This window comes from Arthrobacter sp. A2-55, from assembly GCF_025548615.1.
Classification (GTDB): domain Bacteria; phylum Actinomycetota; class Actinomycetes; order Actinomycetales; family Micrococcaceae; genus Specibacter; species Specibacter silviterrae.
In genome coordinates, this window is sequence record NZ_JAJLOZ010000066.1 from 1 (window position 1) to 24,707 (window position 24,707).

The 24,707-nt window shown below is 66.2% G+C and carries 24 protein-coding genes; 11 read left to right on the top strand and 13 right to left on the bottom strand.

The features are described 5' to 3' along the window. Window positions 1–836, bottom strand: an 836-nt coding sequence (locus tag LPN03_RS16125; protein WP_262455044.1) for a MurR/RpiR family transcriptional regulator, incomplete at its 3' end; no start/stop codon positions are given. Between the two features lie 145 nt (window positions 837–981). Between LPN03_RS16125 and murQ the strand changes: the two genes are divergently transcribed. The 4 genes from murQ (at window position 982) to LPN03_RS16145 (ending at window position 4,892) form a co-directional block, all read left to right on the top strand. After that, window positions 982–1,926 (top strand): N-acetylmuramic acid 6-phosphate etherase, encoded by a 945-nt coding sequence (murQ, locus tag LPN03_RS16130; RefSeq protein WP_262455046.1) that lies wholly within the window; start codon window positions 982–984, stop codon window positions 1,924–1,926. A gap of 23 nt (window positions 1,927–1,949) precedes the next feature. Next, window positions 1,950–3,026, top strand: a complete 1,077-nt coding sequence (locus LPN03_RS16135; protein ID WP_262455048.1) for a serine hydrolase domain-containing protein — start codon at window positions 1,950–1,952, stop codon at window positions 3,024–3,026. A 15-nt stretch (window positions 3,027–3,041) separates the two neighbouring features. Further along, window positions 3,042–4,394 carry an MFS transporter gene (locus LPN03_RS16140; protein WP_262455049.1) on the top strand — a complete coding sequence of 451 codons (1,353 nt, stop codon included), beginning with the start codon at window positions 3,042–3,044 and terminating at the stop codon, window positions 4,392–4,394. 177 nt (window positions 4,395–4,571) lie between these two features. Continuing rightward, window positions 4,572–4,892 (top strand): hypothetical protein, encoded by a 321-nt coding sequence (locus tag LPN03_RS16145; RefSeq protein ID WP_165181332.1) that lies wholly within the window; start codon window positions 4,572–4,574, stop codon window positions 4,890–4,892. A 22-nt stretch (window positions 4,893–4,914) separates the two neighbouring features. Here the strand turns inward: LPN03_RS16145 and purN are convergent, their stop codons facing one another. The 9 genes from purN to moaA form a co-directional block, all read right to left on the bottom strand. Continuing rightward, window positions 4,915–5,478, bottom strand: coding sequence for a phosphoribosylglycinamide formyltransferase (purN, locus tag LPN03_RS16150; RefSeq protein ID WP_262455052.1), 564 nt, complete (start codon window positions 5,476–5,478; stop codon window positions 4,915–4,917). 34 nt (window positions 5,479–5,512) lie between these two features. Further along, window positions 5,513–6,847 carry a DUF6350 family protein gene (locus LPN03_RS16155; protein ID WP_262455054.1) on the bottom strand — a complete coding sequence of 445 codons (1,335 nt, stop codon included), beginning with the start codon at window positions 6,845–6,847 and terminating at the stop codon, window positions 5,513–5,515. A gap of 190 nt (window positions 6,848–7,037) precedes the next feature. Then, window positions 7,038–7,241: a cold-shock protein gene (locus LPN03_RS16160; RefSeq protein ID WP_038467205.1), complete on the bottom strand. Its 204-nt coding sequence runs from the start codon at window positions 7,239–7,241 to the stop codon at window positions 7,038–7,040. 390 nt (window positions 7,242–7,631) lie between these two features. Further along, a complete protein-coding gene (locus tag LPN03_RS16165) occupies window positions 7,632–7,952 on the bottom strand; it encodes a hypothetical protein (RefSeq protein WP_165181329.1) in 321 nt (106 codons plus the stop codon). A 106-nt stretch (window positions 7,953–8,058) separates the two neighbouring features. Beyond that, window positions 8,059–9,741 (bottom strand): acyl-CoA dehydrogenase family protein, encoded by a 1,683-nt coding sequence (locus LPN03_RS16170; RefSeq protein ID WP_262455057.1) that lies wholly within the window; start codon window positions 9,739–9,741, stop codon window positions 8,059–8,061. 9 nt (window positions 9,742–9,750) lie between these two features. After that, window positions 9,751–10,335 carry a hypothetical protein gene (locus LPN03_RS16175; protein WP_262455058.1) on the bottom strand — a complete coding sequence of 195 codons (585 nt, stop codon included), beginning with the start codon at window positions 10,333–10,335 and terminating at the stop codon, window positions 9,751–9,753. 89 nt (window positions 10,336–10,424) lie between these two features. Next, entirely contained in the window at window positions 10,425–12,734 is a 2,310-nt protein-coding gene (locus tag LPN03_RS16180; protein ID WP_165181326.1) for an FdhF/YdeP family oxidoreductase, read from the bottom strand. 139 nt (window positions 12,735–12,873) lie between these two features. Beyond that, entirely contained in the window at window positions 12,874–14,382 is a 1,509-nt protein-coding gene (locus LPN03_RS16185; RefSeq protein ID WP_262455072.1) for a GntP family permease, read from the bottom strand. A gap of 174 nt (window positions 14,383–14,556) precedes the next feature. After that, window positions 14,557–15,573: a GTP 3',8-cyclase MoaA gene (moaA, locus tag LPN03_RS16190; RefSeq protein WP_262455059.1), complete on the bottom strand. Its 1,017-nt coding sequence runs from the start codon at window positions 15,571–15,573 to the stop codon at window positions 14,557–14,559. Window positions 15,574–15,759: 186 nt separating this feature from the next. Between moaA and LPN03_RS16195 the strand changes: the two genes are divergently transcribed. Next, entirely contained in the window at window positions 15,760–18,174 is a 2,415-nt protein-coding gene (locus LPN03_RS16195) for a DEAD/DEAH box helicase (protein WP_262455061.1), read from the top strand. A gap of 10 nt (window positions 18,175–18,184) precedes the next feature. Here LPN03_RS16195 and LPN03_RS16200 read toward each other — a convergent pair whose 3' ends face one another. Next, complete coding sequence (locus LPN03_RS16200) at window positions 18,185–18,865, bottom strand: alpha/beta fold hydrolase (RefSeq protein WP_165181323.1); 681 nt, start codon at window positions 18,863–18,865, stop codon at window positions 18,185–18,187. Window positions 18,866–18,989: 124 nt separating this feature from the next. On the opposite strand from LPN03_RS16200, the gene LPN03_RS16205 reads away from it, so the two are divergent. The 6 genes from LPN03_RS16205 (at window position 18,990) to LPN03_RS16230 (ending at window position 23,262) form a co-directional block, all read left to right on the top strand. After that, window positions 18,990–19,883, top strand: a complete 894-nt coding sequence (locus LPN03_RS16205) for an aminoglycoside phosphotransferase family protein (protein WP_262455063.1) — start codon at window positions 18,990–18,992, stop codon at window positions 19,881–19,883. A 128-nt stretch (window positions 19,884–20,011) separates the two neighbouring features. Beyond that, window positions 20,012–21,481: an MDR family MFS transporter gene (locus LPN03_RS16210; protein ID WP_262455064.1), complete on the top strand. Its 1,470-nt coding sequence runs from the start codon at window positions 20,012–20,014 to the stop codon at window positions 21,479–21,481. A 104-nt stretch (window positions 21,482–21,585) separates the two neighbouring features. Beyond that, window positions 21,586–21,948, top strand: a complete 363-nt coding sequence (locus LPN03_RS16215; protein WP_262455065.1) for a hypothetical protein — start codon at window positions 21,586–21,588, stop codon at window positions 21,946–21,948. Between the two features lie 44 nt (window positions 21,949–21,992). Next, on the top strand, window positions 21,993–22,346 hold the full coding sequence (locus tag LPN03_RS16220; protein WP_262455066.1) for a hypothetical protein: 354 nt from the start codon (window positions 21,993–21,995) through the stop codon (window positions 22,344–22,346). Window positions 22,347–22,391: 45 nt separating this feature from the next. After that, complete coding sequence (locus LPN03_RS16225; protein WP_262455067.1) at window positions 22,392–22,790, top strand: hypothetical protein; 399 nt, start codon at window positions 22,392–22,394, stop codon at window positions 22,788–22,790. A 127-nt stretch (window positions 22,791–22,917) separates the two neighbouring features. Continuing rightward, a complete protein-coding gene (locus LPN03_RS16230) occupies window positions 22,918–23,262 on the top strand; it encodes a hypothetical protein (protein ID WP_262455068.1) in 345 nt (114 codons plus the stop codon). Between the two features lie 100 nt (window positions 23,263–23,362). On the opposite strand, the gene LPN03_RS16235 is transcribed toward LPN03_RS16230, so the two are convergent. Further along, window positions 23,363–23,899, bottom strand: a complete 537-nt coding sequence (locus LPN03_RS16235; protein ID WP_262455070.1) for a hypothetical protein — start codon at window positions 23,897–23,899, stop codon at window positions 23,363–23,365. A gap of 162 nt (window positions 23,900–24,061) precedes the next feature. Next, window positions 24,062–24,475: a hypothetical protein gene (locus tag LPN03_RS16240; protein WP_262455071.1), complete on the bottom strand. Its 414-nt coding sequence runs from the start codon at window positions 24,473–24,475 to the stop codon at window positions 24,062–24,064. Window positions 24,476–24,707 lie beyond the last annotated feature (232 nt).

Sequence of the window (24,707 nt, forward strand, 5' to 3'; positions counted from 1 at the left end):
CGCGTGGCGCCCAGGGCGGCCACGGACTGCGCGTACTTGCCCTGCGCCACGGCCACAAACAGGCAGTCCACCACGGCCAGCTGCGAAATACGCGAGGCCATGGCCCCCGCCCGGAACGCCGTCTCACGCACCATGGTGGCCAGGGCCACCGTGGCGTGCGACGCCGCCGGGGACTGCGGCGCATTGGTCACCAACACTGTCGGCGCACCGGCCGTGCGGGCCAGCCGGAGAAACTCGACCACGGATTCCGTCCGGCCGCCGTGGGAAAACGCCACGGCCACGTCCTGGCCGCTCATGAGGGAGGCCCCCATCAGCGCATTGTCGGCATTGCCAAACGCGCTGACGTTCAAGCCAATGCGGAACAGCTTGTACCGCAGGTCCTCGGCCACGATGGCACCGGCCCCCACGCCGTAGATGTTCACGCTCCGCGCCCCGGAGACCAGGTCCACGGCACTGCGCAGCAAGGCGAGGTCAAGGTTGTGGGTGGTTTCCTCAAGGCCCATCACCTCGGTGAAGCGGATCCGCGCCACAATGTCCGCCAGCGTGGCGTCCGGGCTGATGTCGTCACCAAATGTGGGCTCGTGCACCTCCGTCAGGGATGCGTCCTCGCGGCCCAGTTCGGCGGCCATGGCCAGGCGCAGCTGCGCGTAGCCCGTCAGCCCCACGGCACGGCAAAACCGCACCACGGTGGGATCGGAGGTGGAGCACAGCTGTGCCAATTCCGTCACGGTGTGGTCCAGCACCACGGCGGGGTTGGCAATAATGGCATCTGCCACGCGCCGGGCAGCGGGCGTGAGGCCCTGCCGCCGGGAATAAATAACTGACTGAATGCTCACTGCAGCCTTCCTCCAACGATCCGGACCCCCTCCAGTTCCCGCCAGTCTACGGCCGCCCCTGTCCAAAACACGTAAATAATTTACAATCGTTATATATGGCCGTAATTTCAGGCCACCACGCACCCGCCGCACTAGGGAGAACACCGTGAGCGCCCCACGCACCACGCAGGCCCAGGACGCCGTCCGCACCGAACTGGGCACGCTCACCACCGAGTCCCCCAACCCGCGCCACCCCGACCTGGCCGCACTCACCACCGAGGAACTCGCCGCCGCGATGAACGCCGAGGACACCCTGGTCCCTGCCGCGATCGCCCGCCACACCGCCGACATCGCCGCCATCATTGACCGCATTGCCGCCAACATGGCCGGCGGCGGCCGCCTCATCTACGTGGGCGCCGGCACGCCCGGGCGCATGGGCATCCTCGACGCCAGCGAGTGCCCTCCCACCTTCGGCACCGATCCCTCCCTGGTGGTGGGCGTGATTGCCGGCGGCAGCAGGGCCGTGGGCCAGGCCGTGGAGAACGCCGAGGACAGCGAAGAGGAAGCCCGCAAGGACATGGCCGCCCTGGCGCTCACAGACAAGGATTCCGTGATCGGCATTGCGGCCTCGGGCCGCACGCCCTACGTCATCGCCGCCGTCGCCGCCGCGAAGAAAAGCGGCGCCTACACCGTGGGCTTCTCCTGCAACGCCAACTCCGCCCTGGGCGCCGCCGCGGACACCGCGCTGGAGATCGAGGTGGGCCCGGAAATCCTCACCGGCTCCACCCGCCTGAAATCCGGGACCTGCCAAAAACTGGTCCTGAACATGGTCAGCACCATCACCATGGTCCGCCTCGGCAAAACCTACAAGAACTTCATGGTGGACCTGCGCGCCACCAACGCCAAGCTCCGCGCCCGCAGCGAACGCACCCTGATGCGGGCCACCGGCTGCGACGCCTCCACGGCCGCCGCCGCCCTCGAAGCCGCCGGCGGCCACGTCAAGGCCGCCATCCTGGCCGTCATGACGGGCCTGCCGGCCAGCCGCGCCGAGGATTTGCTCGAGCAAAACCGGGGCTTCCTGCCCGCCGCCATCACCGCTGCAACCCTTTAGAAGAACGACGCCGGAGCCCGCCAATGCCTGCCATCCACCGACACCTTGCCACAGACATACAGCGCCTGCTGGACCAGGCAGTCACTGAAGGGGTCGCGCCCGCGGCGAGCTGCGCCGTCGTGCTTGGCGGGGAAGCGCTGCCCACGCTCACGTCCGGCCAGGCAGGGGAAGGCACGTCCTTTGACCTGGCCTCGGTGACCAAGCTGTTCACCACGGCCACCATGCTTTCCCTGGTCGACGGCGGCGTGCTGGAGCTGGACGCCCCCATCGGCACGTGGCTGCCGGCCTACTCGCACGGAGTCAAGTCCGGGGTGACGCTGCGGCACCTGCTGACCCACACCTCGGGCCTGCCGTCGGAGTGGCGGGGCTGGGAAAGTGCGCTGCGCGAGGGACGGTCGTTTGACCGGATCCTGCTCATCGACGAGCTGCTCGGCACGCCCCTGGAGGCGGCGCCCGGCACACGGTTCGAGTATTCCTGCGCCGGCTTCAACACGGCCATGGCGCTGGCCGAGCACGTGACGGGGCGCCCCTGGGCCTCCCTGGTCACGGACCGGGTCCTGTCCCGGCTTGGCACCGGCGCCATCACGGGCACGCCGGATCCGGAACGGTGCGCGCCCACGGAATTCCAGCCGGAACTGGGGCGTGGGCTGGTTCGCGGCATTGTGCACGACGAGGCAGCCTGGTCCCTGGGCGGGCTCAGCGGCAACGCCGGCATGTTCGCCACGGCCGCCGGGCTGGCCGTCTTTGGCGAAGCCCTGCGCACCGGGCTTGACGGCATCCTCTCCCCGGAACTGGCCGCCGAGATGTGGCGCAGCCAGCTGCCCGAGGTGCTGGGCACCAACTTCAACCCAGCCGATCCGGGATTTGGCCACGGCCTGGGGCTGCGCATCAACCAGCAGCCGTGGATGGGCAGCGCCGGCAGGGAGGCGCGCGGCCACGGCGGCTTCACCGGCACCTCGCTCCTGGTGGACAAGGCCCGCGGGGTGGTCATCGCCCTGCTCACCAACCGCGTCAGCCCCAGCCGGGACGGGGATGACGCGACGGCCCTGCGGAAGGCGGTGTCCGACGTCGTCTATTCTGGTGGAAATGACCATAACTAACCGGAAATAGGCACCATGGGCACAAACACCGCACTCATCACCGGCGACCAGGTGGTCCAGGAGCTGCCGTGGCGGTGGCGCGTCCAGGGCAGCATCTTCCTCATTGGCGGGCTGGGCTTCATGTTCGACGCCTGGGACGTGACCCTCAACGGCTTCCTCATCCCGCTGCTGTCCAAGGAGTGGGGGCTGGTGCCCGGGCAGGCGGCCTGGATCGGCACGGCGAACCTGATCGGCATGGCCGTGGGCGCGTTTGCCTGGGGTTCCATTGCGGACGTGATCGGGCGCAAGAAGGCATTCGCGCTGACGCTGCTGATTTTCTCCCTGTTCACCGTGCTGGGCGCCGCGTCCAATGACATGGTGCTGTTCTGCGCGTTCAGGTTCATGGCCGGCTTTGGGCTGGGCGGCTGCATTCCTGTGGACTATGCGCTGGTGGGCGAGTTCACCCCGCGCAAGCACCGTGGCCGGGTGCTGACGGCCATGGACGCGTGGTGGCCCATCGGCGCATCGCTGTGCGGCGTGGTGTCCGCGCTGCTGATGGCCTCTTTTGGCAACTGGCGCTTCCTGATGCTGGTGCTGGTGCTGCCTGCGCTGCTGGTGTTTTGGGTGCGAACCCACGTGCCGGAATCGCCGCTGTTCCTGGTCCGGGCGGGCCGGACTGTGGAGGCGAAGGCAGTCATTGAACGCCTCATCGAGCGCACGGGCGCGGAGGTGGGGCCGTGGAAGCTGCCCGATCCGGCCGCCGCGCCCCGGCTGTCGCTGGGCAGGGTCACCGACCAGCTGGCCGGGCTGTGGAAGTTCAACTGGCGCGTCACCGGCGTTGCGTGGTCGCTGTTTCTGACCATCCTTTTGGTGTACTACGGCGCGCTGACCTGGATGCCGTCCATCCTGGTGGCCACCGGCTACGCGCAAAACAAGGCGTTCATGGCCACGGCGTCCATGACGGCCATCGGCTTCCTGGGCGTGGTGGCCGCGGCCCTGCTGGTGGAGCGTGTGGGCCGCAAGTGGATCCTGGCCGTCACCGGGCCCGGCGCTGCGCTGTCGCTGGTCATCTTCGCCCTGGTCCTGGATGCGCCGGCCGCCGCCCAGCTGTGGCTGCTGGTTTTCGGATTCGTCATCCAGGTGGCCATCCCGGTCCTGTACACCTACGTCTCGGAGCTGTACCCGACGCATTTGCGCGCCACCGGCTTTGGCTGGGCGTCCACCCTTTCGCGGGTGGGTGCCGGGCTGGTCCCGCTGATCTTCGGCTCGCTGCTGTGGCCGGTGCTGGGCCTGCCCCTGACGTTCGCACTGACCGGCGGACTGGTGCTGCTGGCCGTGGTGTGGATGGCGCTGTCGGCGCCGGAGACCCGGGGCGCCGCGCTGCACTGATTGGTTCCTGGGGCGCCGCTTGTGAGGCACGACGCCGGCCACCCCCTCCCATGCGCCGCCCCCTTCCGCGCGCCTCCCTGTCGGGAGCGGAGCCTGCCCGGAGCGGAACCTGTCAGCATTTGCCCACCTTGGACGGGTAGCCTGTTGCCAATTCCCAATTCACGTTTAAGGAGAACCATGAACGCCCTGCTCCCCACCGCCTTCACCACCGCCGGCCTGATTGGCGGCTTCAAGGCCGCCCGCGCCACGAAGAACCGCCAGCTGGGCGGCGCGGTCCTCGCGGCCGCCGGGGCTGCAGCATTTTTCGCCTGGAAGAAAAACGCGGGGGCGGGAACCGCGGCGGCGCTGACTGCGGGTTACCTTGGCGCATTCGGCGCCTCCCACCCGCTGGCCAAGAAGATCGGCGCCTGGCCCGCCGTATATGCCGTGACCGGCGCCACGGCCCTTGCCTCGCTGGCGCTGGGCCGCAAGCGCAAGGAAGACGTCAAGCGCAAGTAAGAAGGGCTCCACCCCCGGGCGCTCAGGCGCGGGACAGCTCCCCGAGCACCTGGATGAGCAGTTCGCGCTCGGCCACCTTGATGCGCTCGTGAAGGGTTTCTTCGGTGTCGCCATCGAGCACGGCAACGGGGGTCTGGGCGATGATGGGGCCCGTGTCCACGCCGGCGTCGGCAAAGTGGACGGTGCAGCCGGTGACCTTCACGCCGTAGGCCAGCGCGTCCCGGACCCCGTGCGCGCCGGGGAAGGCGGGCAGCAGCGCGGGGTGCGTGTTGACATAGCGGCCGGGGAAGGCATTGATGAAGCTTGGTGCCACAATCCGCATGAATCCGCTGGAAATGACATAGTCCGGCTGGTGCACGGCCACGGCGTCCAGCAACGCGGCGTCCCAATCGGCCCGCACCGGGTAATCCTTGAAGTTCACCACAAACGTCTCCAGCCCGGCGGCGGCGGAGCGCTCAATGCCGTAGGTGCCCTGCCGGTCCGCGCCCACGGCGGCAATCTCCACGTCCAGCGAGCCCGAGGCCACGGCGTCGATCACTGCCTGCAGGTTGGAGCCGGTCCCGGAAACTAAAACAACAATGCGCATGGCCCCAATTTTAGGGGCATGCGCGGGCAATGCCCTATTCGCCGTGCTGGTTCCTGCGCCGCGGCGAGGGGGTGGTGGCGCGGGCGGTGGCGCGGCTTTCCTCCAGCCACGGTGCCACCAGTGATCCCAGCACGACGCCGGCGGCCACCTCCGTGCCCACCCACAGTGCCGCCGTGGCCGGGTTGGGCCCGATCTCGGTCAGGCGCCCCAGCCCCGCGGAGCCGCCCGAGAGCCAGAAGAGCACACCCGTGAGCGCCGCGGCGACGACGCCGACGGCGATGCCCAGCAGGAGCGTGGAGACGGGTAGGGAGATCCACCGCTGGCGCGCCTTGAGGGAGATCCATTCGTCCAGGTGGTTTTCACCTGTGCGCACAAACCACCAGCCGGCCAGCAGTCCTCCCAGCACGGGGATGACCATGGCCGCGAAGCCCCAGCCAAGGGTCCCGGACGGCAGGGCCGCCAGCAAAGGGATGGGCGGGACGGGAGCCACGGAGGTGGCCAGGGGTGTCACGGTGGAGCCGACCCCCAGGGAGAAGCCGGCGCCGCTGGCCCAGGCCAGGGCCCAGGCCGCAAGGTTGGGCAGGTAGCTGAGCTGGGCGAGCGTCAGCCCCGCGCCCCCGACGGCACCGGGGCGCAGGCCCTGGTAGACGCCAATGATGTCCGTCCACCGGGCCATGATGTCCACGGCCAGCAGGAGCGCGGCCAGCGAGAGGGCGGCCATGGCAGCAACGAAACCGGAGCGGGCCACGGCCCAGACGTAGGAGCCGGCCCAGCGCTGGTCCTGGCTGGTCTTGGCGATCCAGTCGGCCGCGTTGACGCCGATCAGCCGGCCCCAGGAGCCGGCCTCCCTCCGCGCGCCAATGATCATGCCAAGTCCGGCGGGGATGACGGGAATGAATGTGCTGGCCAGCAGGGGCGCCTGGATGCCGGGTTCGCTGCACACGAATCCGGTGGCCAGCCCCGCGGCGGCGTACACCACCAGGGCGCCAAACAGGGGCTGCCACAACTGGTCGGTGTAGGAGGCGCGGGCCAGGCGGCGGCCGGCCCGCCACGACAAGAGGAACGGCAGGAGCACCAGGCCCAGCGGCAGCAGGCTAAAGACACCTGTCTCGACGGAGGCGGAGCTGGGGCCGTTGGTGACGGTCAGGGTAAGCGGTACCCCGTGGATGGCCAGCCACATTTGCCCGGCCAGGCGTGCCATGACGGAGGGATCTTTTTGGGCAAAGCCGCCCGCCAGCCACACGGCCGCCAGCGGCACCACGATCACGAGGGCGGAAATTACAAAGACCTGGGCAGCCTCAAAGGCCCCCTGCAGCCCCAGCGGCATGGGAAGTCCGTCGCGTTGGCCCCGGGCCGCTTTGGTATTCATCGTCTTCAATGGTGCCACACGGAACCGGGGGTGGCCTTGAGAAGCGCCGGTAAGGGCCCGCAATCGGTGGGCAAACGGTCCGCGGAAGGCAAGTTAAAAACGAATAGGGCCGGGACATGCCCGAACCCTATTCGCTCCAGCCTGTTAAGACCAAAGTGGTTATGCGGTCTCCCGCATGGTTACTTTGAAATTAGATGGCCTGGATGTTGACTGCCTGAGGACCCTTCGGACCCTGCTCAACATCGAAAGAGACCTTCTGGTTCTCTTCGAGGGAGCGGTAGCCGGAGGAGTTGATCGCGGAGTAGTGCGCGAAAACATCCTGGCTCTGGTCATCGGGGGAGATGAAGCCGAAGCCCTTTTCAGCGTTGAACCACTTGACGGTACCTGTTGCCATTATTTCTATTTCCTTCTGAAGTTGGAGATTCCGCCCGACCTTCGGGCCTCCGTTTTTACGGTGTAAGTCCGCTTCTCCAGAAAAGCGACGTCGTCCCGAAGGATGGCGTCGCTTCAACTACAAAAAACGCAACACTACAACTACGTCCAAGTATACATACCTATTGCGCCAATGCCAGTAATTTTTGAGAGGTGCGTCACTCTTGCCGCCCCATTCGTCACAGTGGTGGAATAAATGCGCTGGATCTAGCGGTTTTAGGGTGCCGCAGGAGTGATGCGTGACTCAAAGTGTCATTTTCCGTTCACACAATGTTAAGGCACGACGCCGGCTGCCCGCCCAGGTGCCCGGCTCACCGAGCTGCGGCCCACGGCCGCCGGATCACGGCCGGGCTCACTGCCCGCTGGAGTACCTGTCGGTGTCGTCGTGGGCGATCGCCTTTTCGATGCTTTGGCTGTTGGTGTCCCGGCCCAGCAGGAGCGATTGGTACACCTCTGCGGCGCCGGCAAGCGGTGACAGCGCCGAACGGATCTTGCGGCCGCGCTTGGCCTTGACCAGCCTCAGGGCCACTCCGAACACCACGGCCAGGGCGAACACCACAATGATGGCGGTGGTTGTGCGGCGGAGCCCGGCCGGATCAAAGTAGCCGTAAACCGCAACGGCCACAAGTGCCAGAACAAACCCGGCGGCAATGAATACTCGTTTCCAGGTCATGGCGCCTCCCCTTGGCTTTTGGCCAGTCTAGGCTCTTTTCAATTTCGGGGTGTCAAACGGTTGTCAAACGACTAATTGAAACCACCTTGCCGCCCGGCTGAACCGCTTATGCCCGCGCCAATATGCCGTCCAGGTCCACCGAGTCCGGCAGTGTGCCGTAGTTGAAGGAGCGGCCAGGTCCCAGCCGGGAGACAACAAACGCGTCCGCCACGGCGGGCGGGGCATAGCGGACCAGCAGCGACGCCTGCAGCGCCAGGGCCAACTTTTCCACGAGCGCCCGCGCCGAACCGGCAAAATCCGCCGGTGCAAGCCGCACCGGGGACACGGCCTCCTTCAGGCCGGCAACAAAGTCGTCAAGGATGGCGTGGGTCCCGGACGCCAGCCGCAACTCGGCAAAAAACGAATCCACGGACTCCGGCTCAACCGCCATGGCCCGCAGCACATCCAGGGCAATGACGTTCCCGGTGCCCTCCCAGATGGCCATGACGGGCTGTTCCCGGTAGCGCATGGCCAGCGAGAAATCCTCTATGTAGCCGTTGCCGCCCAGGCATTCCATGGCCTCGTAGGCGTGGTTGGGCCCGCGCTTGCACACCCAATACTTGCTGACGGCCACCGCAAGGCGGCGGAAGGCACTCTCGGAGGGGCCGGCGTCGTCGTCAAAGGAACGGGCCAGGCGCATGCCCACAATTGCGGCAGCCTCAGCCTCCAGGGCCAGGTCGGCCAGCACGTTGGCCATGGCGGGCTGGTCCACCAGCCGCGCCCCAAAGGCCCTCCGGTGCCGGGCATGCCACACGGCCTCCGCCACCGACTGGCGCATCCCGGCAGCCGTGCCCAGCACGCAGTCCAGCCGGGTCCGGCCCACCATGCCCATGATGGCGCGCACACCGCGGCCAGGCTCGCCGATCCGCCAGCCGTGCGTGTTGGCAAACTCCACCTCGGAGGAGGCATTGGAGCGGTTGCCGGCCTTGTCCTTGAGCCGCTGGAGCAAAAACGGGTTGCGCTCCCCGCCAGGCAGCACCCGTGGGACCAGGAAACACCCCAGCCCCGCGTCCTCCTGCGCCAGGACCAGGAAGGCGTCGGACATGGGCGCCGAACAAAACCACTTGTGGCCGGCCAGCAGGAAATGGTCGTCAAACGGTTCGGCGCGCGTGGTGTTTGCGCGGACATCGGAGCCGCCCTGTTTTTCCGTCATCGCCATGCCGAACAGGGCACCCGGCTTGCCCTCGGCAAGTTCGGGCGAATATTCGCGCGAGAACAGCCGCGGCAGCCACTCCCCCGCCAGCTCCGGGGCCAGCTGCAGGGATTCCACCGCCGCGTGCGACATGGAAATGGGGCACGCATGGCCCGGTTCCACCTGCGCGAACAGCATGAACGCTGCGGCCCGCCGCGCGTTCGCGCCCGCCCCGGGAGCGGCCCACGCGGAAGTGTGCGCCCCCGCCGCCACTGCCTGGCCAATGATCCGGTGGTAGGCAGGGTGGTACTCCACCTCGTCAATCCGCTGCCCGTACCTGCTGTGGGTGTGGAGCACGGGCGGGTTGCGTTGGGCCAGCCGCGCGTCCTCCTGGAACTGCGCAGAGCCAACCGCGGCACCCAGCACCTCCAGCCCTTCCGCCGCCTCCGCGCTGGCCCCGCCAAGCGTGGAGAGGTACTCGGCCAAGGGAACATTGGCGGTGAACTCGTTGACATCGACCCGCGGCGGCGGCTGGTTGAACACCTGGTGGGTGGGATAGCTGGCGCGTGCAGCGGGAGTGGCTGGGGGTGCGGCAGTGCCGGCGTCGTTGGCGGTCATGGCAACAGGCTACAGCGGCAGTGTCATCCCCAGGGAGAAGTTCAGCCCCGTGGCAAACGTCAGGTACATCAGCCAGAGGCCCGTGACCAGGTGCCACAGCCCCAGCGAACGTTCGCCCCACGCCTGCCCGATGGTGTGGAAGAAGTCGCTGATGTAGATGAGCGTCAGGCCCACAAACAGCAGTCCCACGGGCCAGTCGCCGGCCGCGAAGAACACGACAATGCCGAGCACCGACAGGATGGTGTACGCCACGGACATCCCGGCGTTGGTGCGCGGGTCCACGCCCTGCCACCGGTTGTAGCCCAATGCGAACCAGTGGATCCCGTACGCGGAGAACGCCAGCGCAGCCATATACAGCGGCGCGTCCTTGAACACCTGGAACCAGGTCATGCCCACGAACAGGATGATGCCCGTCACCAGCTGGCAGAAGCCGGGGAGCCAGATGCCCCACACGCCGGTCGCCTTGTCCACGGACTCATTGCGCTTGGGCCAGTGGAACAATTCCTCGGGACCATAGATCAAATACCCGGTTCCCAAACCGAAAAAGCCCAATGCAAGCGGTGCATATGCCGAGGACGCAAAGATCAAGTTCATTGCCCTACTCCTTTGCCTTAGTGAAAAGTTGTTGACAATTCAGGCAGGTTCATAGGCATGCACTTCCTTATTTCCGCAAGGCGCAATCCCTAGTTGGCGTAGGCCGGGGCCGCAGCCTTTTCCAGCCGGACGACGACGGACTTGGACACCGGGGTGTTTGAGCCTTCCGCTGTTTCATCCAGGGAGACAAGCACATTTGCTTCGGGGAAGTAAGCGGCCACGCAGCCGCGCGCCGTGGGGTAGCTGATGATCCGCTGCTGGCGCAGCACCCTGTCGACGCCGTCGGCGGATTCGCTGTGGATGTCCACATAGCTGCCGTCCGCGATGCCCAGCCCGGCCAGGTCCTCCGGGTTCACGAACAGCACATGGCGGCCCTTCTTCACCCCGCGGTACCTGTCATTGAGGCTGTACATGGTGGTGTTGAACTGGTCGTGGGCGCGCACGGTCTGCAGCAGCAGCCGGCCCGCGGGCACCTCAACCGTCTCCAGGGCGCTGACTGTGAACACGGCCTTGCCGGACGGTGTGGGGAAGGTGCGGCTGTCGCGCGGCGGGTGCGGCAGCACGAAGCCGCCCGGGCGGCGGACCTTGGCGTTGTAGTCCTCGCAGCCCTTGCAGACGTGGCCGATGTGCTCGCGGATGGTGTCGTAGTCGGCCTCGAAGCCGGCCCAGTCGATGGGGTGGTCATTGCCCAGGACGGCCCGGGCCAGGCGGCTGACAATCGCCATCTCGGACAGCAGGTTCTCCCCCACCGGTTCCACCTTCCCGGAGGAGGCGTGCACGGCACACACCGTGTCCTCGACGGTGACGAACTGCTCGCCAGCGGCCTGACGGTCAATTTCGGTGCGTCCCATGGTGGGCAGGATCAGGGCCTGATCGCCTGTGAACGCGTGAGATCGGTTCAGCTTGGTGGAGACCTGCACCGACAGCCTTGTCTTTTGCAGCGCAGCCTCGGCCACGGCGGTGTCGGAGATGGCTCCCACCAGGTTCCCGCCCATGGCGAAGAGCACCTTGAGCTTGCCGTCGCGCATGGCGCGGATGCTCTGGACGGCGTCCACCCCGTTTTCGCGCGGAGGCTCGAAGTTGAATTCCTTGCCCAGGGCGTCCAGGAACGACGGCGGCATTTGCTCCCAGATGCCCATGGTCCTGTCCCCTTGGACGTTGCTGTGCCCGCGGATGGGTGAGGGCCCGGCGCCGGGCTTGCCGATGTTTCCACGCAGCAGGAGCAGGTTGATGATTTCCTTGATGGTGGGGACGGCCCGCTTGTGCTGGGTCAGGCCCATGGCCCAGGTGATGATGACCTTGTCCGCCTTCAGATACCGGGCGGCGAGCTCGTCGATTTCCGCCGTCGTCAGTCCGGTGGCTTCCAGCACGGCGGCGTCGTCCAGCTGGTCAATGTGCGCCCGGTACTCTTCCAGGCCCTGGCAGCTGCTTTCGAGGAAGGCGTGGTCCAGCACGGCGCCGGGGGCGGCGTCCTCGGCGGCAAAGACCCGCTTGGCCACGGCCTGCATGAGCGCCATGTCGCCAGCCAGCCTGATCTGGAGGAACTGGTCGGCCAGGTCGGTGCCCTTGCCCACCAGGCCGCGCGGCTTTTGCGGGTTCCGGAAGTTGATGAGCCCGGCCTCGGGCAGCGGGTTGACGGCCACAATTTCGGCCCCGGCCTCCTTGGCCTCCTCCAGCGCCGTCAGCATGCGCGGATGGCAGGTGCCGGGGTTCTGGCCCATGATGATGATCAGGTCCGACTTGGCAAAGTCTTCATAAGCGATGGCGCTCTTGCCCACCCCGATGGTCTCCCCCATGGCCAGGCCGGTGGACTCGTGGCACATGTTGGAGCAGTCCGGCAGGTTGTTGGTGCCGAAAGCACGGGCAAAGAGTTGGTACTGGAAGGCTGTCTCGTTGCTGGTGCGCCCGCTGGTGTAAAAGGCGGCCTCGTTGGGGGAATCGAGGGCGTTGAGTTCCCGCGCCACTATGCGGAACGCATTGTCCCAGCTGATGGGCTGGTAGTGGTCCGCCCCCGCCGGCTTGTACACCGGGTCAACCAGCCGGCCCTGCTGGCCCAGCCAGTACTCGCTGCGGCTGCGCAGGGACGACACCGAATTGGCTGCCCAGAAATCCTTCGGCACTGTCAGCAGCCCGGCCTCCCAGGTGACGGCCTTCGCGCCGTTCTCGCAGAACTCCGCCAGCTTGCGGTCCGGCGGATCCGGCCAGGCACAGCTCATGCAGTCGAAGCCGTCCTTCTGGTTCATTGCCCGGAGCGTCTTCAGGGTGCGCACGGGTCCCATGGCCGCAAGAGCCTGAGGCACGGATTCGGTAATGCCATGCAGCCCGGCCGCCGCCCGGGCCGGCCGGCTGACCTCAATGTCGGCGTCGGAATCATCCTGGACTGGGGGCTTGCTGCCCATGGCAAACACAACCTTCTGTAGGAAGAATGAGCTTTCCATTCCGGTCTATCACCGCCCCACGACAAAGGCAACGGGATTCCATGGTGACGCAGCTCACATGGGATGTCCCCCCTGCACGCCAGCGGGGGCGGCCCACTTGCTACAAGATGGCGAACAAAAGCCAGGTCAGCAGCAGGCCCATGACCGAAATGATGGTTTCCATGACAGACCAGGTCTTGATGGTCTGGCCCACGGTCAGGCCAAAGTATTCCTTGACCAGCCAGAAGCCGGCGTCGTTCACGTGGGAGAAGAACAGCGATCCGGCGCCCACGGCCAGCACCACCAGGGACAGGTGCACGGGGTCCAGACCACCGGCCAGCGGGGCGATGATGCCCGCGGCCGTCACGGTTGCCACGGTGGCGGAGCCGGTGGCCAGGCGGATCAGTACGGCCACGATCCAGCCCAGCAGCAGCACCGAGAGGCTGGCGGCAACGGCGATCTTGGCAATGGCAATGCCGGTTCCGCCGTCCACCAGGACCTGCTTGAAGCCGCCGCCGGCGCCCACAATCAGCATCACGCCGACGATGGGGAGCAGGCTCTGGCCGATCTTCTTCGTCAGCACATTGGCGGAGAAGCCCACGCCGGTGCCGAACGTGACCATGGCCAGCAGCACGGCCACCGTCAGGGCAACCACCGGGTCGCCAATGAAATCCAGGAGAGGGTGGAACGGGTTTCCCTTGGCCATCCAGACGTCCGCTGCGGCCTTGATGAGCATCAGGACCAGGGGGGACAAGAGGGTGACCAAGGTGATGGCGAACGACGGCGTGCCGGTTGCGTCGGGATCCTGGGCGCGGGTTTCGCCCGTGCCTGCCGGGGCGTTGGCCTTTTTGCCCTTTGCGGAACCGCCGCCGGAGCGTCCCACAGCGGCGGGTGAGGCGGCCGCCGCGGTGCCTCCTGTGACGGCGAGCGCGGCACCGGCGGCACCGATGGGGACCATGCGGGCGGCCAGGACGCTGAAGAGCGGGCCGGCCACGATGACTGTGGGAATGGCAACGATGAGGCCCAGGGCCAGGGTGACGCCGACGTTGGCGTTCAGGATGCCGATGGCGGCGAGCGGGCCGGGGTGCGGCGGGATGAAGCCATGCAGCACGGACAGGCCGGCGAGGGCCGGGATGCCCAGGCGCATGGCACGGCCGTTGGTGCGGCGCACGGCCAGCATGACCACGGGGATCAGCAGGACCAGGCCGATTTCAAAGAACATGGGGATGCCGATGATGCCGGCGATAAGGGCCATTTTCCACGGAAGGGTGGCGGGCCGGCCGCGCAGCAGCGTCTCCACCACCTTGTCGGCGCCGCCGGAATCCGCCAGTAGCTTGCCCAGCATGGCGCCGAGGGCGATGAGGATGCCGACGTAACCGAGCACGCCGCCCACGCCGGTTTCAAAGGAGCCGGTGACCTTGTTCAGGGCGATGCCGGAGCCGATGCCCACGAACAGGGCGCCGATGGTCAGGGCCAGGAAGGCGTGCATCTTGAGCCAGACAATCAGGAGCACCACGATGGCGATGCCGACGGCGGCGACCACCAGGACCTGGGTGTCGTGGCCGGTCCAGGGCGAGTTTGCGGTGTCTGCGGCGGCGAGGAAGGCCCTTGCCATGCCTGTGGTTGCCATGGTCACGGTTCACTCAATTCCGCCCGGCTTGTGGGGCCGCGCACCCCGTTGTCAATTCTGTTAAATCGTCCGTGGCAACAGTAGACCCATGGCAGCGTGCTTCGCCAGCGTGCCGGGGTTAATGTGACGCAATGTTCATGCGGGTTGTTTATGCGGGTTGTTCACGCGCGGAGGTCAGCCGCCGATGTAGCTCATCTCTATCTTTTTGCGCAGCCCGGGCGTATTGGCGCTGCGCAGCTCCGAGTACCTGTCCGTGCGGGCGCCCCACAGGGCTGCGAGCGCATTGGCCAGTTCCTGATCGGTGGCGCCGCCGCGCAGCAGCTCCCGGAGGTCGGTACCGGCCGTGGCGAACAGGCAGGTGAACAGCTTCCCGTCAGCGGAGAGCCGGGCGCGCGTGCACCCGCTGCAGAAGGCGCGGGTCACGCTGGAGATGGCGCCAATTTCCCCTTGGCCGTCCACATAGCGCCACCGCTGGGACGTTTCCCCGCGGTAATTGGCCTCCAGCGGCTCCACGGGGAACACCTTGTTGATGCGCTCCATGATTTCGGCGGAGGGCACCACCTGGTCCATCTTCCAGCCGTTGGAGGAGCCCACGTCCATGTACTCAATGAAGCGCAGGATGAACGGCGTGCCGCGAAAGTGCCGGGCCATGTCCACAATGCTGTGGTCGTTGAGTCCGCGCTTGACCACCATGTTGACCTTGACCGGCCCCAGCCCGGCCTCCTCGGCGGCGTCCAGCGCGTGCAGCACCTTCGCCACGGGATAGGCCACATCATTCATGGCCTGGAATACGGAGTCGTCCAGGGAATCCAGGGAAACGGTGACCCGGTCCAGCCCGGCAGCCTTGAGGGCTTGTGCTTTCTGGGCCAGGGCCGAACCGTTGGTGGTCATGGCCAAGTCCGGCGGTTCGCCCTCCGGGGTGCGCAGTGCGGCGAGCATGGCCACCAGGTCCTCGATGCCCTTGCGCAGCAGCGGTTCGCCGCCCGTGAGCCGGATCTTGCGCACGCCGTGGTCCATGGCAATCCGGGCCAGGCGGGTGATTTCCTCGAAGGTGAGCAGCTGGTCCTTGGGCATGAAGGCGAAGCCGCGGCCAAAAACCTCTTTCGGCATGCAATAGACGCAGCGGAAGTTGCAACGGTCGGTGACGGAAATCCGCAGGTCACGCAACGGCCGCTTCAACGTGTCAGTCACTGGAGTCGTAACCATTTTTCAGCCTTCTGGTGCGGCCCGATTGGGATTCCGGGCCCTTGCTTCCACCATAGGCCCGGACTGCGGCGGCGTCGAGGGTTGGGCGGTGCGCTCAAGCCGCCCTGGGTTCATCGCATGCGTTGATGTCACAACGCGGCAAACTGTCGATTCCACGCAAGAATTGAGAGTGTGAGCGGAGAATTTGCACCCGACGACGGACAAGCGGCACTTCCGGGCCTTGATGCGGACGGCGACCGCGCGCTAAAACGTGAAATCGAGGAGCTCCGGCTCGACAATGCACGCCTGCGCAAGCTGCTGGAACTGAGCGAGGCGGAAGCGAAGGCCGCGCACCCGGACCAGCCGGCGCTGGCCCCTGCGATCACGCCCATCGGGCCAGTCACCATGGATTCCAGCCCGGAAATGAAGGTGCGGCTCTACCAGGACCTGTTCCGGGCCCGCACCGACGTGTATGCGACCCGCTGGGAAAATGCGCGCGAGGGCCGCTCGGGGTGGGTGCCAGCCGTCGTCGGTGGTTGGCGGAAGGGAACGGTGCGGGACAACGCCAACTTCCTGCGCCTCACCCCCGCCACCGTTGCCGACCATTTGCGGGGCACCCAGCACATTGGCTTTTATCCGCTGCTGAAGAATGACACCTGCTGGTGGGTTGCGGCCGACTTCGACGGCGCTGCGGCCATGATGGATGCCCTTGCCTGTGTCAAGGCGGCCCGGTTTCGCGGGATTCCTGCGGCCCTGGAAATTTCGCAGTCGGGCCGCGGCGCGCATGTTTGGATCTTTTTCACTGACGCCATCCCCGGGGAGCGGGCCCGCCAGCTGGGCACCGGCCTTATCCATGAGGCGATGGGGCTGCGCGGCAGCATGAGCCTGTCCAGCTACGACAGGCTATTTCCTTCCCAGGACGTTCACTCCGGCAAGGGCATGGGTAACCAGATTGCCGCCCCGATGAACGGCAAGCGCCGCCTCCACGGGACCACCTTGTTCCTCGACACCACCACCCTGGAACCGTACCCGGACCAGTGGGCGTATCTCTCCAGCCTGGACCGGCTCACGCCTGCGGCAGTGTCCGCGCTGATCCGCAGGCTGCCGCCCGTCCGGCTCGGCCAGGAGGTCAGGCGGCTGGAGCTGCCGCAGTCATCAAAAATTGTGCCGCGGCCGGCGTTGATCGTCCGGGCCACGTTTGCAGCGCGGATCACGATCCACGCGGAGGAACTTGGCCCAGCCATGATCTCCGCCGTCAAGCATGCGGCGTCCATGCTGAACCCCGAGTACTACGAACGCCAGCGCCTGCGCCGTTCCACCTGGAACGTCCCCCGCATCCTGCACTTCTTCGATGAAACGCTTGAGGGCGACCTCATCCTGCCGCGGGGCCTGCTTCCGCTGTTGCGCCAACTGGTCGAGTCCGCCGGCAGCACGCTCCAAATCACGGACCAGCGCGTCTCCGGCACTACTGAGGAACTGGATTTTTCGGCAACGTTGCGCCCCGAACAGCTGCGGGCCGTGGAGGCCATGCTCGCCGTGGACCAGGGCATTCTCGTGGCACCGCCGGGCACAGGGAAAACTGTGATCGCCTGTGCAGCCATGGCCCGTCGGGGCGTTTCCACCCTGATCCTGGTCGACCGGAAGGCACTCGCAGACCAGTGGCGGACCCGGATTCGTGAGCTCATGGACATCAAGTGCGGCCAGATTGGCGGCGGGCGCGCCAAAACCACGGGCCGCGTCGATATCGCTCTCCTTCCCACCCTGGCAAGGCGGGAGAACGTGGCCCAGCTGGCTGCCGGCTATGGGTTCGTGATCGCGGACGAGTGCCACCATGTTCCAGCCGCCGCGTTCAGTCACGTCATGAACCAAATCCCGGCGCGATATTGGCTGGGGCTCACGGCCACGCCATACCGCCGGGACAAACTGGATGCGCTTATGTACCACCAGTTGGGCCAGGTGGAGCACACCATCACCCCGGTGGCGCCCCAACAGCTCCCTCGGCACGAACTGGAGATCCCTTCGCCCTCGCTGGAACTGAAGCTGCACCGGACTTCATACATTTACGACGGCGAAGCGGACCCTAGCGAGCCCGGCCAAATCGCGGTGATCTACAAGGACCTGATTGCCAATGGGCCCCGCTTTGAGCAAATTTTCGACGACGTGATGGCTGCCTATGCTTCCAACTCGCGCATTCTGCTCCTCACCACATGGAAGGCGCATCTTGAGGCGTTCCGAGTGCGGTTGGAGGAAGCCGGGATTCACCCTGTGGTCTTTTCCGGCGGGATGAAGGCGAAGGACCGGACGGCCGCCGTCGAACTCCTTGATGCCTCCCCGGACGATGAGCCGCTGCTGGTCTTGGGCACGGGTCAGTACATCGGCGAGGGTTTTGACTGTCCGAAGCTGGACACCTTGTTCCTGGCGGCGCCGATCTCCTTCAAGGGCCGGCTGGTGCAGTACGCCGGGCGGATCACGCGGCCGTACCCGGGGAAGCCGCGGGCGGTGGTGCACGATTACTGGGACCACCTCACACCGGTTTTGGCGTCATCCCTGGCCAAGCGGGCACCAGGCTACGTGTCGCTGGGATTCCCGGATCCGCGCGGGCTTTAGGCCACCAGATTCATAGCGCGGCCCTGCACGCCGCGTCCAGGAACTCCGCCAGCTGCCGGGGGTGTGACCACATGGGTGCGTGGCTGGAGTCGATCTCCTCAATCCGTGCGCCCATGCGCTCCGCCAGCTCGCGCTGCAGGGCCGGGGGCACGGCCTGGTCCGCCGTGGTGAGCAAATAAAACGAGGGCAGGTCCAGCCAGGCAGGCCGGCCCACGGGAACGCGGTCCAGGCCAATCCGCACCATCCGTTGCACGGCCGCCGCCGCGTGAACGCGTTCGGCGGGCGCATCAGCGGCCAGCACTTCGCCAAAGTAGGCGCGGTCAATGTACGTGTAGCCGCCGGCAACCACCACATGCTTCGGAATCAGGCTGCCGGGGTGTTTCCGGGAAAGCCCGCTCACGGTTTCCCCCTCCGCAGGCGCAAAGGCTGCCACATACGCCAGCGCCTTCACGCTGCCCTCGCCGCGGGCCGCCTCGCCAATCACGGCCCCGCCATACGACCACCCCGCCAGCAACACCGGGCCCACCACGGTGGCGAGGGTGCGGCGCACGGAGGCAACGTCGTCGTCCATGGACTCAAGCGAAAGCTGGGCCGCCACCGGCACATGGCCCAGGGCGCGCAATTCGGTGATGACCTCGTTCCAGGCGGACCCGTCGGACCACAGGCCATGCACCAGCACAATTGTTGCCATGTGAAACACCCTCCCGGAGGTTTTGCTCCCAAGGTACCAGCCTGCCTTGCATCCGCACGTCCGATATCCACAGGGAAGAACGACGGCGGCCTCCCGCGTCAGTGCCTGCAGGTACCGTGAAGGCATGCTGATTGAAAAACTGCATGTGGACGAGGTCGACATTGACACCGACCGGGTGGCCGAGATGGTGGCCGGGCAGTTCCCGCAGTGGGCGGGCCTGCCCGTGAAGCCCGTGTTTCCGGCCGGCACGGACAACGTCATGTTCAGGTTGGGCGGCCGTCTCGCCGTGCGCCTTCCCCGCACACCGGCTGCAGCCCTGTCGCTGGAGAAGGAACTGAAATATCCGCCGAAACTGCGGTTGTGGCTGCCGGCACCGATCCCCTACCCGCTGGAATCCGGCACCCCCACGCAGTGGTACCCGTTCAGGTGGTCCGTCTCCACCTGGCTGGAGGGCTGGAATCCGCGCACCGTCACCAGCGCGGACATGTTCACGCTGGACATGGCCGGCTTCATCCGCGCCCTGCACGCCATTGCGCCGCCGGAGGCCACGGAGGAGTTGAAGCACTACCGTGGCGGACCCGTGGCCGCACGCGAGCTTGAAACCCGGACGGCCATTTCCCGCTGCGGCGGGCACTTCGACACCGACATGCTCGCCCGCGCCTGGGACATTGCACTCGAAGCCCCGGAAGGCAACGTCCCGCACACCTGGATCCACTCGGACCTCCACCCGGGCAACCTGTTGACGCTCCGGGGCCGGCTCTCCGGGGTGCTGGACTGGGGCGGCCTCGCCGTAGGGGATCCGGCCGTGGACCTGATCGTGGCGTGGAACCTGCTCGGCGGGGAGGCGCGCCGGCGGTTCCGCGCGGAACTCAACGTGGAACGCGGCATGTGGGAACGCGGCCGTGCCTGGGCGCTGTCCATCGGGCTGGTGGCACTGCCGTACTACGAGTATTCCAACCCGGTGCTGGCCGAGGTTTCCAAGTTCCAAATCCGCCAGGTGCTTGAGGACATTGGGTAACCCTGCCGCACCGTCACCAGCACGGCAGCACGCGGGAATTGCCAAGCGCATACGGGAATACTGGCACCGGCTTCAGCGCTGCTAACTGATAGCTCGCAACCCCAAACTTTTATGGATCAGGACTCTTCATGCCCCGCCCCAACGCAACATTGCCCGACAGGCTGCCTGCGCGCGACCGCACCACCATCACCGTGCTGATTGTCTCCGCGTTTGTGGTGATCCTCAACGAGACCATCATGAACGTTGCCCTGCCGCGCCTCATGGAACAGTTCCACGTGTCCGCCTCCGCAATCCAGTGGCTGGCCACGGCGTTCATGCTGACCATGTCCGTGGTGATTCCGGCCACCGGCTACCTGTTGACTCGCTTCCCCATCCGCAGCGCGTTCATCCTGGCCATGGGCCTGTTCTCCACGGGAACACTGCTGGCCGGTCTTGCCCCGGGCTTTGAGGTGCTGGTGGTGGCCCGGGTGATCCAGGCCTCCGGCACGGCCATCATGATGCCGCTGCTCATGACCACCATTTTGGACCTGGTCCCGTCCAACCGCCGCGGCGCCATCATGGGCAACGTCTCGATCGTGATCGCCGTGGCCCCGGCCATCGGCCCCACCCTGTCCGGATTCATCCTGCACTCGCTGTCGTGGCGCTTCATGTTCCTTGCCGTGCTGCCCATTGCCCTACTGGCGCTGGTGCTGGGCGCGCGGCTGCTGCCCTCCGACGGCAAGCGGAGCACGTCCAGGCTGTCAGTGCCGTCGCTGCTCATTTCGATTCCGGCCTTCGGCGGCCTGGTCTATGGGCTCAGCGGCATTGGTTCGCCTGACGCGAAGACCCATGATTTTGCCCTGCTGGCACTGGGCGTTTCGCTGGTGGCGCTGGTGACCTTCGTGCTGCTCCAGCTGCGGCTGCAAAGGCACGACGGCGCCCTGCTGGACTTGCGCCCGTTCCTGCACCGCCAGTTCACCCTCGCCCTGGCCTTGATGGTAATGGCCATGGTGGCCATGTTCGGGGTCATCATTCTGCTGCCCATGTACCTGCAGAACGTGCGCGGCCTGGACGTTTTGTCCACGGGCCTGCTGATGCTGCCGGGCGGGCTGCTCATGGGCCTGCTGGCGCCCTGGGTGGGGAAGCTGTTCGACAAGTTTGGCGCCCGGCCGCTGCTGATTCCCGGAGGCGTGGTCCTGTCCGCCGTCCTGTTCGGCTACACGCAGCTCAATGCCACCACCCCGCTGGCCGCCGTCGTCGGGCTGCACATCCTGATGTCGATCGGGCTGGCCTTCATTTTCACCCCCGGTTTCACGGCGGGCCTGAACCCGCTGCCGCACTCGCTGCACTCGCACGGTTCGGCGGTGCTGGCCACCCTTCAGCAGCTGGGCGGCGCAGCCGGCACGGCCCTGTTGGTGGGGGTCATGACGGCGGGAACGCTGGCGGCAGCCACGGCCGGCAAGGATGCCCTTGCGGCACAGGCCAGCGGCTTCAGCGCCAGCTTCCTGGTGGCGGCGTTTGTGTCACTGGGCATCGTGGTCATCGCGATGTTCATGGGCAAGGCCGCCGCAGCGCAGGACACGGACCACGCGCCCGCGGAAGCACTGCAAATGCACTGACCGCGCATTTCCCCGGCATTCACCCCGCATTTCCCCGACGGACCGGCCCCGGGCCCCTTGCATGGGGTTCGGCAACGCCGTACGTTCACTGGTAGAAATAGAGCATGACCGGCCCCCAAAATCCAGCAGCCCCCAGGCGCAAACAGCAGTTGCCGCCCCGCCCGCAAGTGGCGGGCACGGTGGCGGCCCTGGTGGGCTGGGTTGTTGTCATTGTGCCCATCATTGCCATGGCGCTGATCATCTTTGCCGCAGTGACCAACCCAGGAAGCAGCATCGCCACGGTTGGCAAGATCGCCCTGATCGTGCTCGGCGCCGTGCTGCTTTTCTGCATGATCGCCTCCCCGCACCTGCTGGGCCAGGCCGTAATCCACCGCGAGCGGGCCTTGTGGAAGGCGGCCCTGTGGACCGGGGTGCCAACGGTGGGAGTGCTGCTGTACCTCGCGTTCCGGTGGCTGCTGAACAGCTGATCGTACTGCTTGTCCGACGACGGCAACACTGATAGACATGGCCCATGGCACACACGGGTCAGGCTTCCGCGGCAGCACCGGGGCAGCGCTCCGTGTGGTGGATGGTGGGCATCTTGGTGGGTGGCACTGTTTTCATGGCCCTTCCGGTGGGTGCACTTTTTGTGTTGGCATCGCTGTCTTTCTTTGTTGGTCCGGCCTGGAGCGGCGGCTCGGATCCGGGCGACTTGGCCTTTGCCCTGATGCTGCTGGGGCTGACCGTCCTGCTGTTTGCCTTCCCGCTCACCCTGGGCCTGGCAGTATGGCGGCAGCGCCGCAACTTGTGGATCTGGGCCGCAGTCACGGGGGCCCTGACCGTGTCCGCCGTGGTGCTGTTGGGGTGGCGGGCGTTGAACAGCTGAGCCACACCACAGCATCCGCATAGCTTCCCCTGCTACAAATGGATCATGAGCCGACGCCCACACCACATCCCCTCCCAGCGCCTGCCCCTGTCCGTCTCCACCGTCCAGGTCAAGGAGGCCGCCAAGGCGCCGCGCTCCATGTGGTGGGCGGCAGGCATTGCCATTGTCGGTTGGGCCCTGTTGGCGTACCCGGCCGTTTTGCTGGTGCTGATTTCGTGGATCTTGATGACAGGCAGCGGGATCGACGGCTCGACAGGCGGTTCCACGGCTGCCGGGGTGCTCGGCCTGGCGTTTGTGGTGTGCATGGCTGCGGCGCCTGTGCTGTTCGGGATGGCTGTGGCGAGGCGCGGCCGCGGCTTGTGGATCGGGGCCATCGCCACAGGCATCCTCTCCCTCGCCGCCGTGGTCTATGTGATCGTCGAATGGGTGGTTCCGCTGGGCTGAGGCGCTTGCCTGAAGTTCAGCTGCCTGGAGCACGACGGCGGCTGCCGGGCTTCGGTGGCCGGCCCGGTTCGAGTTCGGAATAATCCATTTGGTAGACTAACCGACCGCATGCTGGTACAAAGTTGCCATGGACCCCTTACCTGCCAAGGCGCCCCTGCTGAAGAAATCCGCCACTGGACCGATGTCCCCATGGTGGGGCGTGGGCATTACCCTGGTCGGCTGGCTGATCTTGGCGATCCCGGCATTCTTCTTGCTGTTTGCGACGGCGACAATGTTCTCCGGCTGCTTCCTGGAATGCACCGCACCGGACCCCGCAGGAGGAACAGCGGGCGTGGTCTTCCTGGCCGCCATGGTTGCCGGTCCCCCGCTGCTCGGCACCGCCGTGGTGACTCGCAGGCGCCTGTGGTGGATCGCGCTGGGTGCATGCGTTTTAGTTGTGGTTGCGGTGTTCATTGTGGTGGCATCGCTGTAGCCCCGGCGGAATGATTGCAACGCCTGCCGCAGAGGCGTGGCAGGCCGCCCTCTCGGGAACGACCCGCCACGAAATCATCTTCCCGACAGCCGTCCAGGCGCTATTTGACGGCGCCCTTGAAGATGGCGGCTTTGTCGGTAAAGGGGTTGGGACCCATGACCTCCACGCGGACCACCCCGGCATCCGCGGCCGTGATGCCGGCCGCGAACTTAACTGTCTGGGTTTCGCCGGGCAGAATGGTGCTGAGCGTGTCAACGCCGAGCTTGGCCTCCGAATCAATCACAGACTCTGCCTTGGCGTTTTTGGCGCCGACGGTGACCTTGGGCATGGACATGAGCCCGGCGTTCAATTCTTCCTTGCCACCGTTCACCACGGTCAGCTCGAAGACAGCCGCCTTGCCGTCAACAGCGCCGTAGGCATACTGGCTCACCGGCTTGAAGCCGTCCGACTTCACCGTGACCTTGACCCCACGGTCGTAGGTGACCGTCCCGCCCAGGGCGGCCGAACGGTCGGCCGTCTTTGCGGCCTGGGTCGCGGCGGGCTTGTCAGCCGCAGCCTTGTCCACCGTGGGAGCGGGAGTGGAACAACCGGCCAGCAAAAGCGCCACGAGCGGTACTGCAAAGAACAACTTTTTCATGATTTCCCCTATGAGTCATGATCAAGCTGCCGCGGCTTGGTGTGTGCCGTCGGCGTGCGAATCCAGTACGAATTCGCATATTCACAATGTAGGTAGGGGGTCTGACAAAGTAGTTTTCAGGAGCAAGTTGACGGCCGGACCGCTGGCACGGAGGTCACCGCGTCATGGGGCAACGCCCGAGCAGTCCTTGTCTGAAACTTTGGCGCTAACGGAAATATCCATGGGGCCCTTCTCGAACATGTTCAGCCGGCCTCCGTGGCCGTCCGTGGAGCTGATCCCTGTGTAGCCACCTTTGAGCGAGTCCGTATGGGTGATGGGAGCAAAGCCGCCTTTTTTCAGGACCGGGTAGATGGTCTTCATGACGGCATCCCAGTTGCCGGCGAGTGCGTACAAGGAGTCTTGAGAGCGCAAGGTGCCGATCCAGAGAACGCAAGTGCCGGACGAGTCCGTGACCATACTGGTGTCCCCGTACCGGACCGGAAGCCACGGCTGCCCGGGGTAGTCCCGCGCAAAGGCACCTGCCAGATCGGTGGAGAGTTGCTCGAGCCGCGGCCTGGCGTCGGCTGCAGTGGGCAACGACGGGCCTGAGCAGGAACTTACCACCAGCGACGTACAAAGTAGCAGCGGGACAAGGGCACGTCGTTCCAGTCTGTTCAGCATATTTTCACCCTATGGGGCCGTCATCAAGAATGGGATGGGCCGTTCTCCCCATGGGCCGCCCGATGCTGCGTTTCATTGGCCCTCAACCAATGCAGGGGCGGCGGCTTTTGTTGTTGTTAGCCCTGTTGGTGGGGCTGGGTTTTGTAGG